Source organism: Antarcticibacterium sp. 1MA-6-2 (assembly GCF_021535135.1).
Lineage (GTDB): Bacteria > Bacteroidota > Bacteroidia > Flavobacteriales > Flavobacteriaceae > Gillisia.
Map to the genome: position 1 here is coordinate 2,500,168 of NZ_CP091036.1, position 13,713 is coordinate 2,513,880.

Below are 13,713 nucleotides of genomic sequence, written 5' to 3' on the forward strand. Positions count from 1 at the left end.
ATTATAGTTCCCTAAGAAAGGCTTCAAAATTTTTGAATTTAGGTTCATTTATTTTTATTTGTCGCAGATAATCTTCTTTATCATCTCCGTTGCAGCGAGGGGCATACCCTTCTTTCTTCAATTCTTCAACATCCCCACTAAAGTAAAGAGGGAAAAAATCACCCATTTCTTGTATAGTAGGATTTCGTTTTTTTTCTTTCTTAATCATTCTACCATAGGACAGTGCCTCTCCAAGAAAAAGTTCCCTTCTTTTTAGGTAAAAATTTTCCAAAGAGGCAATCACCTTTGCGGGATTTCCTCCAATTATAGAATCATCTGGAACATCTTTAGAAACAACAGAACCTGCTGCTATAATTACATTATTTCCTATTTTAACACCAGGTAAAATTATACTTCTTAAGCCAATAAAAACATTATTGCCAATCTCCGTAATTTTAGCACTATTCAGTATTTCTTTATATTTCAATCTAACAACAGATCTACTATAATCATGAGTCAAAATATGAACTCCACTAGTTATTTTACAAAACTTACCAATTCGTAACAAACCAAACCTGCTTACATCGACCTGTGTATTTATGGGGTCGAAAAAATAAGTACCTTCTCCTATATGGCAGCCTCCTTTTCTCAATGTTTCTATATATACCTTTGAATTATACCTATTTGGATACCTAAAACGCCTTAAAAGATGGATTAAGAAGGATTTAATCTTCATCATTTTTATTTTTTAAAATTTTGAGTATAAGAAAAAAGCTGGAGAAATAAATTAGACTAAGGACTAAAGAAATAGCGAATAAAAAAGATTGAATTTGTGCTGAAAAAAATATTTTATATACTGTAGTGCACAAAACCATAGCAAAAACTAAACTAAAATTAATTATTAAACTCATTCTTTGCTTTTTTATCACTATTAAAATTGACAACAATGGAGTAATAGTCATTCGAGCTAATAACAAAAGGATTAAAGCTTGAACATAAATCCCCGCCATTACCCATTCCTTCCCAAAAACAAAAGAAAAAAAGGAAGGTCCAAGAATATATAAAACTCCTGATGACGCCAATCCTAGAAAAAAAAGAACTAAACTAGTTTGTGTATATTTCTTCCTCAACATATTAAAATTTTTTGCATAAGGACTAACTTCTCGCACAAAAACTTGTCGTACGGAATTGCCAAAAAGACCTATTGGAATTCCTATTAATTTATTAGCTAATGCAAAAAAACCTACTTCTTCAACTGTATATAAATAAGAAATTAAAAAAGGGAATAACATTAAAGAAGCCATACTTGCTAATTCTGCAGGAAAAGCAAATTTAGGATACTCCAAAAAAGTTTTGAAGGTTTGCCAATAACGGTGAAAATCCACTATGTTTTTCCAAACGAAAATTAGATGGTGAAAATTTAAAAGAATAAATAATACAACCACAAAAGAGAGAATATTTCCCAGTATTAAACCTGCATAACCAAATCCAAAAAATGAAAATAAAATCTGAGCAACTCCTTGTATGGTGATTTTTACAATAGTAATTTTAGCTAAAACTTTATATTTGTTTTGATTAAGTATGGAGGCATATAGAATTTCAAAAAATCCCATTAGAAGAACTGATAAAGGAACAAACCATAACCAGCCAAAATTTCGATAATGTCCCGAAAATTGAATGCCTCCAATTGTAATCAAACTAATAACAGAAATGGATATTGTAGTTATAATACATAACCGGATTAGCCTATTACGTTCAAAAATATTTTCGGCGATTACTATTGCACTGTTAAACCGTAAGGTGGCAAAAACTCCTAACATTGAAATGGTGGAAATATAAAGAGCATTAATTCCATATTCTTCAGGTGAATACAATCTTGTTAAAACTGGAGCTAAAACCAAAGTTATAATTTGAGTAATAACTGTCCCTCCTAACAAAAAAGAAAATCCTTTAATAAAAGAATTTTTCTTTCCTTTTTTTAGAACGCCATAAAAATTATCCTTTAACCACATTATTTGGAGGAAATCTGGTTAAGTAAGGCGCAAAAAATCCATAAAATAAGAAAAGCCAAAAAGCTAAGTTCTTTAAAAATATAGATACTAGTAAAAAGTTTCGGAAAACTTGTGCAAAAAAGAATAATTCCCAGAAGTCTTACATATCCCTCAGTATTTAATATCTTTTTAAATGCTTTAATTAAAAGGTAGAAGTAAATGAGGAAACCTACAAAACCAAAACTAATCAATAAATCCAAAATTACGTTATGAGAATAAGTATCATATAATACTTCAAAGACTCCAATTCCATGACCAAAAATGGGCTTTTCCAAAATCATTCCAGTAGCATTATCCCAAATTATATCTCGCCCTGCAGAAAAGGACCCTAAATCTTGAAAATTTATGATTGTTCGAAGACTATAACTAGATAGATTATGTCTTTCAAGAATTTCTGCAATCCACGCAAGAATATCTTGTAAAAATAAGATACCTAAACTAGCTATAATACCAATTAAAAAATAAATTAGAAATTTTTTTTTATTAAATCCGAGGTAGAAAAAATCCATAAATATAACAAAAACGATACAGGCAATAGAAGCCATTCTATTACCAAAAATTAAAATCAAGCCAAAAACTGCTAATTGAATAAAAATTAAAAATTTCCACTTAAACAAGATTCTTCCTAAATGACTTCCAAAGAAAACTGGCAACATCATTTGATAGCCATAATCCATATAATTACCACTATACTTGTAACCCATGAATGGATCAAAAGCATAAAGAAGAAATATTAAGATGGATAAAACGACGTAAGATTTAAATAAAAGTCTCAGGCAAATAGTTTGAGACAACAATAAAACAGGAAGAATTCCAAAAATTAGAAATTCGTATAGTCGAGTAGAAAAAATATTTTCACTTTCTCTAAATGCATTGTTTAACAGAAAAAAAAAGAGATTTAAAAATAAAAATTTAAGGGCTAAGAGAAAGGGGGGGGGTTAAAATCTTCCAAGAATAAATAATAGACCCTACGAGTAAAAAAGAAGCGACAAAAGCTAATATTAGAGTGGTGTTCTTAATAGAAAGGTCAATCCACAATATTTTAAGAATGGAAAATACAAATAGGTAAATAACAAAAATGATAGATGTTTTAGATCTTCTTGATTCACTTAAAATCATTTAGCTCTACCTCCGTATTTTTTCTTTACTAAAATAAAGAATTGCACAAAAAATTCTGAAAGAATTCTAAAGCCAAAACTGCGATATTGTTCGAGAAATAATCTCTTTGCTGCTTTAAAATTTCCTCTTATCACGTAGTCTATTAAAACTCTAGAAAAATTTTTACAATGGATTTCTTTTTGAAAACCCGGTTCTTTTTTTTTCAATTTCTTCAATTATTGAACTAAACTGTTGCAAAAAATTTCGTTTTAAATTTTCGAGATCTTTGCCACGTAAAACATTTTCTCCACTATTTGTACCAATAATTACTAAGGACTCGGAAAGGACTCCTATTTCATAATTTTTGCTGAAAAATCTTAACAATAGTTCATAATCCTGATGCCTTTTAAAATTTTCATCAAATCCTTCAAGCATTAGGAGAACACTTTTATAAAACATCATAGTTGGTGTAAAAATAGATGTTTTGAGTTGCAGTAATTCTTTCCGTAGATCGCCAGACAAGCAGGGTATAACTTTCTGTCCATGCCAAATACTGCCACAGTACACTCCTTGGAAATTTTTGTTTTCATTTAAAAATTGAACCTGTTTCTCTAATTTCTCTGGTAAGAATTGATCATCATCATCTAAAAATGCAATTAATTCTCCTTCACTATTTTTTATCCCTGTATTTCTAGCTACCGCTCCACCTGAATTTCTGACCTGCTTTAAATATTTAATACGATTATCCGACTTATAAAATTCGATTAATTTTTCAGTTTCCTTTCGATCCTTAGTATCAGGATTATTATCATCAACAACCAAAACTTCCCAATTTGTGTAGGTTTGGTTAATTACGGAATCTATGGCTCTTTGAAGCTTTTCTCCTCTCTTATAGGTAGGAATAACTATACTAATTAAGGGATTTTTATTTTGTAGCATGTGATTTAATCTTAGCATAAGGGGAACAAATATTTCTCACTTAATTTTGCTGAAGGAAAATTAAGTGAGAAATGAAAAATTTGTTTTTTTTATAAATTACCATCAGCAAATATCCCCATTACTCCCTTGACATCATACACCACTGCCTGTTCAGCTTTAAATTGTTCAAGATCCATTTCTAAAAACTCCTTATGTGCTACAGTTAAAACCACCGCATCAAACTTACCTGTAGGTAAGAGTTTTGTTGTTTCCAAGCCGTATTCGTGTTTAACTTCTGCAGGATTTGCTAAAGGATCATAAATAGTCACTTTTGTCTGGTATTCTTCAAGATGTTTTACAACATCCACCACTTTTGTGTTTCGTACATCAGGACAATCTTCTTTAAAAGTGATGCCCAAAACCAGAATGTTGGCTCCTTTTACTTTTAGGTCGTTCTTCAGCATTAGCTTAATAACTTCTGAAGCTACATATTGCCCCATAGAATCGTTCATACGTCTTCCTGCAAGAATAATTTCGGGATGATATCCCATTTCCTGTGCTTTTTGTGCCAGATAATAAGGATCTACTCCTATACAATGCCCGCCAACCAGTCCCGGTTTAAACGGCAGGAAATTCCATTTAGTGCCCGCAGCTTCCAAAACGTCCTGGGTATCTATACCCATTAAGTTGAAGATCTTGGCAAGTTCATTTACAAATGCTATGTTAATGTCACGCTGGGAATTCTCAATTACCTTTGCAGCCTCCGCTACTTTAATGGTTGGAGCCAGATGCGTTCCAGCTATGATCACTGCTTTATAAAGGGCATCTACCTGCTTTGCAATTGCAGGGGTGGAACCTGCTGTTACTTTTAATATTTTTTCTACGGTGTGTTCTTTATCTCCCGGGTTGATACGTTCGGGAGAATAGCCTACAAAGAAATCTTCATTAAATTTGAGTCCGCTCACCCTTTCCAGTACTAAGCACACATTCCTCTTCGGTTACTCCCGGATATACAGTAGATTCGTAAATTACAATATCCCCTTTCTTCAATACTTTCCCTACACTTTCACTGGACTTGTAGAGCGGGGTAAGATCGGGTCGGTTATTTTTATCAACCGGAGTTGGGACCGTGATAATATAATGATTGCAGTTGGCAATATCTTCCAGATCATAAGAACAGAAAAGACTAGTAGGTGCTTCGACAGGTTCATTATAAAGTGCTTCGACAGGCTCAGCATGACAAACTTCTACAGGCTCAACATGCAATGCTTCGACAAGCTCAGCATGACGATTTTTGACAGGCTCAGCTTTATGCTGTTCAATACTTTTGACAATCCATTGTCCTCTATCTACCAGAACAGATTGCAGCACCTCATCTTCTACTTCTAAAGTATTATCGTGGCCGTTTTTTAATTCTTCTACACGTTTTACATTTATATCAAATCCTGTAACTGGAAATTTTGTGGCGAATAACCTGGCGAGTGGTAAACCTACATAACCCAGGCCTATAACTGCAATTCTAATGTCTTTCATGAAAATTATTGTACTGATTTTATAATATGGATTCCACTGATTGTGGCTGATTTCGTGGATGGTTTAAACACAGAGTTTAAGGAGTTTCACTGAGTAAATGCGGATTCCACGGATTTGTGCGGATTTTTATAGTTTAACTTCTTTATAATTGACACTGTTCTCCAGGAACCACTGATAAGTTCTCTTTATTCCTTCTTCCAGAGGAGTAGAAGACTTCCACCCTTCTTTTGCAAGTTTGGAGACATCCATAAGTTTACGTGGAGTACCATCGGGTTTTGAGCTGTCCCAGATGATGTCTCCGGTGTGGCTAGAGTGATCTTTTGAATAGTTTCAGCAAGTTCTTTTATCGTTAAATCTTTGCTTAGTGCCTACGTTGTATAGGTTTTCAGAAAGCTTATTCTCTAGCGCAAAGAACACAGCATCTGCCAGATCATCAACATATAAAAATTCTCTCATTGGGTTACCGGAGCCCCATAGTTCGACAGGCTCACTATTTCCTTTAGCATCGTGAAATTTCCTGATCATCGCCGGAAGCACGTGGGATGTTTGCAGATCAAAATTGTCGTGGCTGCCGTACAGGTTCGTAGGCATAAGGGATACGTAATCTTTTCCGAATTGTTTCCTGATAGCTCCACATGCTTTTACTCCGGCGATCTTTGCTATGGCGTACCATTCATTGGTTGGTTCCAGGCTGCTTGTAAGCAGGTATTCTTCTTTAAGAGGTTGTGGTGCCAGTTTAGGGTAGATGCAGGAACTGCCTAGAAAGATGAATTTCTGTACGTCATGTTTATGGGAACCGTCTATAAGGTTGTTCTGGATCTGGAGGTTTTCCATTAAGAACTGGTAAGGATAGTCGTTGTTGGCCAATATCCCTCCTACTCTTGCTGCAGCGTCTATTACCACTTCGGGTTTTTCAGAAGCGAAAAAATCATTTACAGCCGCCTGATTTCTTAAGTCAAGTTCAGATGATGTTCTACCTAAAATATTAGAATAACCTTCGGCTTCTAATTTGCGCCAAATAGCGGATCCAACCATTCCGCGGTGATTAAGCGATGTATATTTTTGTTGATTTATTCATTTCTCAAAATTTACCCTTCCGTCTTATCCTGCTGTGGCAGGTTAATCCACCTTCCCTTAAAAAAAGGGAAGGAGCTCATTATTACTATAATTTTATTCGAAATAGTTTAGGATCTGGTAGCCGCTAACTTTTAAGTGCTGATCTTTTTTCATCAACTGCACATCGCTCTCCATCATTTCTTTTACAAGATCTTTTAGATCATATTTCGGGGTCCAGCCTAATTTTGTATTTGCTTTAGTGGCGTCTCCTATTAAAAGATCGACTTCTGTAGGTCGGAAATATTTAGGGTCTACTGCCAGCACTTCTTTTCCTGCTTCCAACTGGAATTCAGGATTACTGCAGGAAACAACATAGGCTTTTTCATCTACTCCTGTTCCTTTAAATTCGAGTTCTATTCCAACTTCAGCAAAAGCCATTCTTACAAAATCTCTTACGGGAGTGGTTTTTCCTGTCGCGATCACCCAGTCTTCAGCTTCTTCTGCCTGAAGGATCATCCACATCATTCTCACATAATCCTTCGCATGGCCCCAGTCTCTTTGAGCATCCAGGTTTCCTAAATAAAATTTATCCTGTAACCCCAATGCAATTCGGGCTGCTGCACGGGAAATTTTTCTTGTTACAAAGGTTTCACCTCTAAGGGGAGATTCGTGGTTGAAAAGAATTCCGTTGCAGGCAAACATTCCGTATGCCTCGCGGTAATTTACCGTGATCCAGTAAGCATACATTTTTGCTACTGCATAAGGACTGCGCGGGTAGAAAGGAGTAGTTTCAGATTGAGGAACTTCCTGTACTTTCCCATATAATTCAGAAGTAGAAGCCTGATAGATCCTGGTCTTTTTTTCCAGACCTAACAATCTTACTGCATCCAGAATTCTCAAAGTTCCAAGTCCGTCAGCATTTCCTGTATATTCCGGAGTTTCAAAAGAAACAGCAACATGGCTCATTGCAGCCAGATTATAGATCTCATCCGGCTGGATCTCCTGGATCAATCGGATAAGGTTTGTACTATCAGTCATATCTCCATAGTGGAGGATGAAATTCCTGTTTGCCTCATGTGGATCCTGGTAAAGATGATCAATCCTATCAGTATTAAAAAGAGAGGATCTTCTTTTGATCCCGTGAACTATATAATCTTTTTTAAGAAGGAATTCACTTAAGTAAGCTCCGTCCTGACCCGTAACTCCTGTAATTAATGCTATTTTTTTCATGTTGAAAAAGATTTCGCGGATTTTAAAAATGATTCCACGGATTTATGCGGTTCTCGACACAATTTTCACAAGCTCCCACTTCTGAAAATCACTCGAACTAACACCGCGGATTGTTTTACCCCACCAATGCGGGATTATTTATTTCTAGTTTTTGATAAAGATCTTTTATATCCTGGGACACTTCTTTTGAAGTACCAGGTTAGCATTTTCTGTACACACTAGGATACTGTTGCGCATCCCTACAAATGCTGTATAGATATCACTCCCAATTACCATGTTACCTGCTTCATCAACAGGATGCCCCTGCTCTCTAAGGTAATCATAAACAGCTTCAAAACTTCCCATATCACTCCATTCAAAATCTGAAGGCACTACTTTAAGTAAGTCACTCTTCTCCATTACAGCGTAATCTACACTTACAGAGGGAATCTCCATCGAAGTTGCAACTTCAAGCTGATTCTCATCAGCTGCCTTCCAGGCTACCAGAGATTGTTCATAAACCTCTTCAGAATATTTTTTCAGCTCCTGCAAAAATACACTAGCTTTAAAACAAAACATCCCGCTGTTCCATAAAAAATTACCCTGTCTTAGAAAATCTTTGGCAGTTTCAGTATTCGGTTTTTCCCGGAAAGATAATACATCTGTCTTATTGTACTCGATATATCCATAACCTGTTTCAGGCCTGGTAGGCTGAATTCCAAAAGTTACCAGATTATCCTGTTCCGCAAGCTTTATTGCTTTTTTAACTGCAGAAGTATATTCCCCGCCTTCTTTGATAATATGATCTGCCGGAGTTACCAGCAGAATATCCTGGGGCCTCGCAGCAAAAGCAGCAAAAGCTATTGCGGGAGCTGTATTGCGCGGAGTTGCTTCAACAATTTCCAAATAATCTGTAACATTCAATTTTTGCAATCCCTCAGCCGATAACTGTTTGTTTCCCCTGTTGCCAACAACAGTAACCGTTGCACAAGCCTCATAATTTCCTCTACAAACAAGATTTCCTATTATATTTAAAGCTTTTTAAGCAAGTGATGCTCTATTCACAAACACTTTTTGGGAAGAAAAAAGGAGGATCAAAACAGCTTGAAAAGCCATTAATTCAGCTTTTATAATAGAAGGAGCGGCGTCTTGGCATTTTTGCAGGGCATTTGCCCCGGACTTGACTTTCCTTGTGGTAAACTTCAGGTACTTCTTCAGGTTATACGCAATGGCGGCCAGGTGCATACATTTGTTGGCCTGGCGAATTCCGATGGTATTTACTTTTCTTAGTCCCAGGAATTCTTTAAGGGTACCAAAAACGGGTTCTACCGTGCCTTGTCGTTTGCCTTTCATATAGCGGCCACGCCTGCTTTTTACCCGTTCAATATTTCTTTCGTATTCTTCCCGAAAGGCGGTAATATTGATCCTTTTTTCGTGGCTCTTGCCAATGCAGGCTTTTTTTATTGGGCAGTCTTTACAATCTGCTCTTGTAGTAAAATAGTTATCCTTTAAGTTTCCATTCTCCATTTTCTGCTTCCGGAAGGTTACCTTTTTCCTTGCGGGCACAGCCAGTAGTTGCCCTCTTTAAAATATTGGAACCCTTCAGGTCCTCCTTTGTAAGTGCCGTGTGGTGGAATATAGGGTGTAAGACCTTTATTTTCCAGGTATGCATAATTCTCCCCACTGCTATAACCTGCATCTGCCAGCAGATTTTCCCAGATCAATCCTTCCCTGCGTAAACGCCTGTTCAATCTTGTAACAGTATCCTTTAAATATTTTGTGTCTTTCTTATCTGCATGGTAGGCCTGTACATCTGTTATTACGTGGGCTTTAGTATCTACGGCTATATTGCAGAGGTAGTTAAGTTTCCTGGCTTTTCCGGGTTTGACACTGATCCTTGCATCAGGATCTGTGGGGCTGTAGTGGGTTTTGTTGCTGGTATATTTACTGCCTTTGTTCTTTGCACCGGGTTTCATATCCTGGTCCTTACTCCATCTTTTATTACGGCTCTTAATTTCCTGTAATTCTTGTTTACTGGCGGTAATTTCCTGTTGTTCTTTAGGGGCTTTGTTCTCTTTGGCTTTTCGGTCCCTGCTGCTTTGCACACGCAGCTTTGAGAGATGCTCTTCAAGATCTTCTGCCGGGACTTTAAGCTCCAGGCTATCCATAGAAGCATTGGCTTTAACAGGAGCTGAATCAATGGCTTGTGTATGCCCGCTTACCAATCCTGCTTCTACACATAGTTTAAAAACCCGGGTGAATACTTCCTCAAAGACATCATCGGTAAAAAGCTTTCGGGTACGGCTTATGGTGCTGTGCCAGGGTAGTTCTTCATCTACATCATACCCAAGGAAATAAAGGATGTCCAGCCGCATTGCACAATGATCCATTACGCCACGATCTGTAGTAATATTCTCAAGATATCCCACCAGGCAGATCTTGAAATACACCACGGGGTCGATACTTTTTTGTCCGCTCTCCCCATAGAACTGGTGGGTGAGTGGATAAAGGAAATCCAGGTTGAGAGCCTCTTTTAACCTGCGATAAAAATTTTCTTTTGGGATTCGATCACTTAACCTAAAGGAAGTGAAGAGTTTTTCCTGATAGTCTTTTTTGCCTTGCATTCCATGAAATTACCTAATTTCGGTAACTTGTGCAACAGGCACAACAATTAAAGAATCTGCAAAAGCAGCGTTTCGTTTTACAGCGAGTTCAAACAGGGAATGATGTTCCGTTACATTTTCCCCGCCGCTTCTCGATACATTTTCCCCGTTGGCTTCGCCATCGGGCAAAACACTCGAAGTGACGGCAGCCAATTCGGGTGACGAATCTGAAAATAACTGAAGGTATTGTTTTGGCCGGGACTGCCTGGAGAGCGGCCAAAGCCTGCTTCCTACTCCTCCTGTAAGGAGAACGTGGTAAGTGAGGGGCATAATTTAAATTTTTGAATCAGCAGTGACGGGGGGACTGCCAACGGGGGAATTTTTTAGTTCAGGGGGTGTAGGTTATGTGTTGTAAGGTTCACGTCTTCGGTTCTTTGAGGAACCAAGAAAGATCCAAGAGACAAGATCCAAGAGACAAGACTTAAATTTGTCTTGCAGCGCAGCGGTCTTTGTTCTTGATTCTTGCAGCGCAGCGGTCTCCTTTCATGGCTTCGCCGCTGTGAGTCCCATTTCTAGTCGTCAATTCGGCAAAAGGTCATTTTTTATCGTTGAAAGCACCTTTCTTTCAATAAAGCTGCAAATATAAGGCGGCTTCTTTTTAACGGACAAGCTATTCTGTTAAAATTTTAAGGTTTTTTATAAACAATATCGTTATAGTTAAAAGTCGAACTTTTATGGAAAACCTTAATAATCTTTAGGTTACGATTAGTATCACAGAATTTGCAGGAACTTATTTAAGAAATTTTTAGGAAAAGTCCAGGGAGTAAAAAGTATTGTAATTAAGCGAAAAAATTTATGTGTAGAATTTGTAGGAAAGCTGCTTTTATGGACTTGATTTTCTTTCGCTTTCGGTGGTCTTATAATAATTCTTAAATTACGGAAAACTGAGAATGAAAAACGCTAAACGGAAAACCGCGGAAATCTTTCCATAGATGAGATTGCTTTGCTCAGGGAACTGGCAGTGGTGTGACTTTATTTTCCTCTTCGCCCGCAATGACTCGGGGGAAAGATTTCTGGTTTATGATTTCTGGTTTCAAATTTTTCGCTTTCGGTAGTTTTAGAATAATTCTTAAAACTACGGAAAACTGAGAATGAAAAGCGCTAAACGGAAAACTGCGGAAATCTCTCAATAGATGAGATTGCTTTGCTCAGGGAACTGGCAGTGGTGTGACCACGCGGAATGATGGGGGAAAAGGTTTTAGATTTCTGATTTCTGGTTTTATATTTTTCGCTTTCGGTCGCTTCAGGCCAACTTTTACAAGCAACGGAAAACCGAAAACCAACAACTGATAACCTATAACAGACGACTAACTCACCGCATCCCTCACCTTCACATTTACCACCCAACCCATAGTTTTTAGAACCAGGCGAAGGCGCTTTTTTCCGACATTCTGAATAATTGCATCTTTACCTTTGAAATCTCCGTTGGCTATTGTGATCTGGTCGCCGGGTTGCAGATGCTCTGTGGCGACTTCTTCGATATTCTCATCGGCCAGCCAGGTTTTGATGGTTTCGATTTCCTGGTTCATGACACGGGCGGGTTTGCCAAGCCAGTTTAGAAATCGAACCACACCGGGAACTTCAAATACCTGCTCCCGCTTAGAATCGGGCAGGTAAACAAAAACGTAAGACTTAAACAACGGAGAGGTGATCTTCTTCTTCCTGTCACTCCACTGCCTGACTTCTGTAATCGTCGGACAAAAATTTTCTATTCCTGCTTTTTTTAAACCTTCCGCAACTTTTAATTCACTGCGGGGTTTTGTGTAAACCACAAACCACTCCATACGTATAGCTCTTACTTTTTTTAACTATTTTCCGAAGTAGGGTGGCGCAGGATAGCGTCAGAAAATAGTCAGACATGCATAACAAAGTTATGATTATTTTCAGGAGAGGCAGGGGGATAAGAAAAAATTTTTGTGGGGGAAAATATTTGCTGCTGCTGCTTAAAGAGTTAGAGAATGGGGGAAGGGTGATATTTCCGGAATTTGAAATTTCTATTCAACCATAAATAACCAATCAGGAAGCCAAAACATTTTCACTCCATTTTAGCTTCAGACTTTTTTGACTTCAGAAAGTACTTAGGATTGACCCCGTACTTCTCTTTAAAGATCTTTGAGAAGTAACTCCTGTTGTTGAGGCCTATAGCTGTAACAATTTCTGAAATATTTTTATCGGTGGTAAGCAACATTTCTTTGGCGGCTTCCAGCTTTTTGTGCTGAATAAATTTGTTTACGGTAAGGTCATAAACGTGTTTAAAACCTTCCTGAAGTTTATTTACGTTAGTACCTGCTTCTTTAGCGAGACTTTCCACGGTGAGATTACTGGCGAGGTCACCAATAATTCGCCTTGCAACATAATCTACTTTAAGAATATCAGATTTTCTTAGAATGGTGGGCAGTCGATCCACAGCTTCGTCATCCTGGTATTGAGCAATCTGGATAACCAGCATGTCATAAGATTTGGCTTCAAGGTAAAGAGACCTAAGAAAACCCGTAAAATCTTTAGTGTTGAGCTCCTCCATAAGATCTGCTGCCTTTATGCTGTAATTCCCCTGGTAAAAGAATTTATTTTTAGACACAGCATCTTTAAAGAGCTCCTGCAAAGTAGGGTCCAGATCTTTAAAATTATAGTTGGTACGGTGTGCAAATTTGCTTCTTATGATCTCCAGACTGGAAACATGAGTGCGGACATTGGCCTTAAAATACAACACGTGCCCTTCGTAACCGCTACTGGACACTATGATGTTTTGATAAGCTTCAATTTTATGTTGCTCCCTGGTCCCCTGAAAAGAATGAGAGACTTCCCCTTCTGAGCAAAAGATAAATTTTAATGGGTGAACAGTGTTGAGGGTAAAACAGATCTCTACATCCTGATAAAACTTACCGTTAAAAGACATTAACCCTATTCCGCTATCAAAACTGCTCCCTTTGATGTAACCCTCTCCAATTTCTGCGGGGATTTGAATTGTAAGTTCTGCATCACCGTAAACTATAGGTACATTAAGATTTTCAGAAATATCCTGTATTATTTCATGAACAGGTAAAGTTTTTACATCTATTCTCATAAAGGTTGCGCCCTCTGGTATTTGTTATATGTAGTAATCCCAATATTTATTTCACGGGATATTTTCACATCAAAATTAACATTTCCTTTAGCTTAAGCTAGCCCGTTTATAGTAAATATAGTTATTCAGGTAACAAAAATGT

At 37.3% G+C, this 13,713-nt stretch carries 10 protein-coding genes and 3 pseudogenes; all 13 read right to left on the reverse strand.

Translation table 11 applies throughout. The features are described 5' to 3' along the window. Position 1: 1 nt before the first annotated feature. The 13 genes and pseudogenes from LZ575_RS12730 to LZ575_RS12790 all read right to left on the reverse strand — a co-directional run bounded on the left by LZ575_RS12730 (position 2) and on the right by LZ575_RS12790 (position 13,571). Complete coding sequence (locus tag LZ575_RS12730; RefSeq protein WP_235324920.1) at positions 2 to 718, reverse strand: DapH/DapD/GlmU-related protein; 717 nt, start codon at positions 716 to 718, stop codon at positions 2 to 4. Then, a complete protein-coding gene (locus LZ575_RS12735; protein WP_235324921.1) occupies positions 705 to 1,991 on the reverse strand; it encodes a lipopolysaccharide biosynthesis protein in 1,287 nt (428 codons plus the stop codon). The genes LZ575_RS12730 and LZ575_RS12735 overlap by 14 nt, the downstream gene beginning before the upstream one ends. Continuing rightward, positions 1,991 to 2,707 (reverse strand): O-antigen ligase, encoded by a 717-nt coding sequence (locus LZ575_RS12740; protein WP_235324922.1) that lies wholly within the window; start codon positions 2,705 to 2,707, stop codon positions 1,991 to 1,993. The genes LZ575_RS12735 and LZ575_RS12740 overlap by 1 nt, the downstream gene beginning before the upstream one ends. Before the next feature lie 604 nt (positions 2,708 to 3,311). Next, positions 3,312 to 4,067 (reverse strand): glycosyltransferase family 2 protein, encoded by a 756-nt coding sequence (locus LZ575_RS12745; RefSeq protein ID WP_235324923.1) that lies wholly within the window; start codon positions 4,065 to 4,067, stop codon positions 3,312 to 3,314. Between the two features lie 89 nt (positions 4,068 to 4,156). Beyond that, positions 4,157 to 5,579 (reverse strand): annotated as a pseudogene (locus LZ575_RS12750) (nucleotide sugar dehydrogenase). A gap of 126 nt (positions 5,580 to 5,705) precedes the next feature. Then, positions 5,706 to 6,657 (reverse strand): annotated as a pseudogene (locus LZ575_RS12755) (GDP-L-fucose synthase family protein). 92 nt (positions 6,658 to 6,749) lie between these two features. Next, positions 6,750 to 7,865 (reverse strand): GDP-mannose 4,6-dehydratase, encoded by a 1,116-nt coding sequence (gene gmd, locus LZ575_RS12760; RefSeq protein ID WP_235324924.1) that lies wholly within the window; start codon positions 7,863 to 7,865, stop codon positions 6,750 to 6,752. A 165-nt stretch (positions 7,866 to 8,030) separates the two neighbouring features. Beyond that, entirely contained in the window at positions 8,031 to 8,873 is an 843-nt protein-coding gene (locus LZ575_RS12765) for a sugar phosphate nucleotidyltransferase (protein WP_311196111.1), read from the reverse strand. Positions 8,874 to 8,885: 12 nt separating this feature from the next. Beyond that, positions 8,886 to 9,371: a transposase gene (locus tag LZ575_RS12770; RefSeq protein ID WP_235324925.1), complete on the reverse strand. Its 486-nt coding sequence runs from the start codon at positions 9,369 to 9,371 to the stop codon at positions 8,886 to 8,888. Between the two features lie 17 nt (positions 9,372 to 9,388). Then, a complete protein-coding gene (locus LZ575_RS12775; protein ID WP_235324926.1) occupies positions 9,389 to 10,468 on the reverse strand; it encodes a transposase in 1,080 nt (359 codons plus the stop codon). 210 nt (positions 10,469 to 10,678) lie between these two features. Further along, positions 10,679 to 10,777: pseudogene (locus LZ575_RS22605) on the reverse strand (sugar phosphate nucleotidyltransferase); the annotation flags it as partial. Between the two features lie 1,037 nt (positions 10,778 to 11,814). Next, a complete protein-coding gene (locus LZ575_RS12785) occupies positions 11,815 to 12,291 on the reverse strand; it encodes a UpxY family transcription antiterminator (RefSeq protein ID WP_235324927.1) in 477 nt (158 codons plus the stop codon). Positions 12,292 to 12,542: 251 nt separating this feature from the next. Continuing rightward, the gene (locus LZ575_RS12790) at positions 12,543 to 13,571 is read right to left on the reverse strand and encodes an AraC family transcriptional regulator (RefSeq protein WP_235324928.1); all 1,029 of its coding nucleotides are present in this window, start codon (positions 13,569 to 13,571) and stop codon (positions 12,543 to 12,545) included. Positions 13,572 to 13,713 lie beyond the last annotated feature (142 nt).

What these genes read in the sequence shown, in the direction of transcription:
- LZ575_RS12745 (WP_235324923.1), bottom strand. Translation starts at nt 4,067, where the DNA reads ATGCTACAAAATAAAAATCCCTTAATTAGTATAGTTATTCCTACCTAT.
- LZ575_RS12735 (WP_235324921.1), bottom strand. Translation starts at nt 1,991, where the DNA reads ATGTGGTTAAAGGATAATTTTTATGGCGTTCTAAAAAAAGGAAAGAAA.
- LZ575_RS12730 (WP_235324920.1), bottom strand. Translation starts at nt 718, where the DNA reads ATGATGAAGATTAAATCCTTCTTAATCCATCTTTTAAGGCGTTTTAGG.
- LZ575_RS12790 (WP_235324928.1), bottom strand. Translation starts at nt 13,571, where the DNA reads ATGAGAATAGATGTAAAAACTTTACCTGTTCATGAAATAATACAGGAT.
- LZ575_RS12770 (WP_235324925.1), bottom strand. Translation starts at nt 9,371, where the DNA reads ATGGAGAATGGAAACTTAAAGGATAACTATTTTACTACAAGAGCAGAT.
- LZ575_RS12785 (WP_235324927.1), bottom strand. Translation starts at nt 12,291, where the DNA reads ATGGAGTGGTTTGTGGTTTACACAAAACCCCGCAGTGAATTAAAAGTT.
- LZ575_RS12740 (WP_235324922.1), bottom strand. Translation starts at nt 2,707, where the DNA reads ATGGATTATGGCTATCAAATGATGTTGCCAGTTTTCTTTGGAAGTCAT.
- gmd (WP_235324924.1), bottom strand. Translation starts at nt 7,865, where the DNA reads ATGAAAAAAATAGCATTAATTACAGGAGTTACGGGTCAGGACGGAGCT.
- LZ575_RS12775 (WP_235324926.1), bottom strand. Translation starts at nt 10,468, where the DNA reads ATGCAAGGCAAAAAAGACTATCAGGAAAAACTCTTCACTTCCTTTAGG.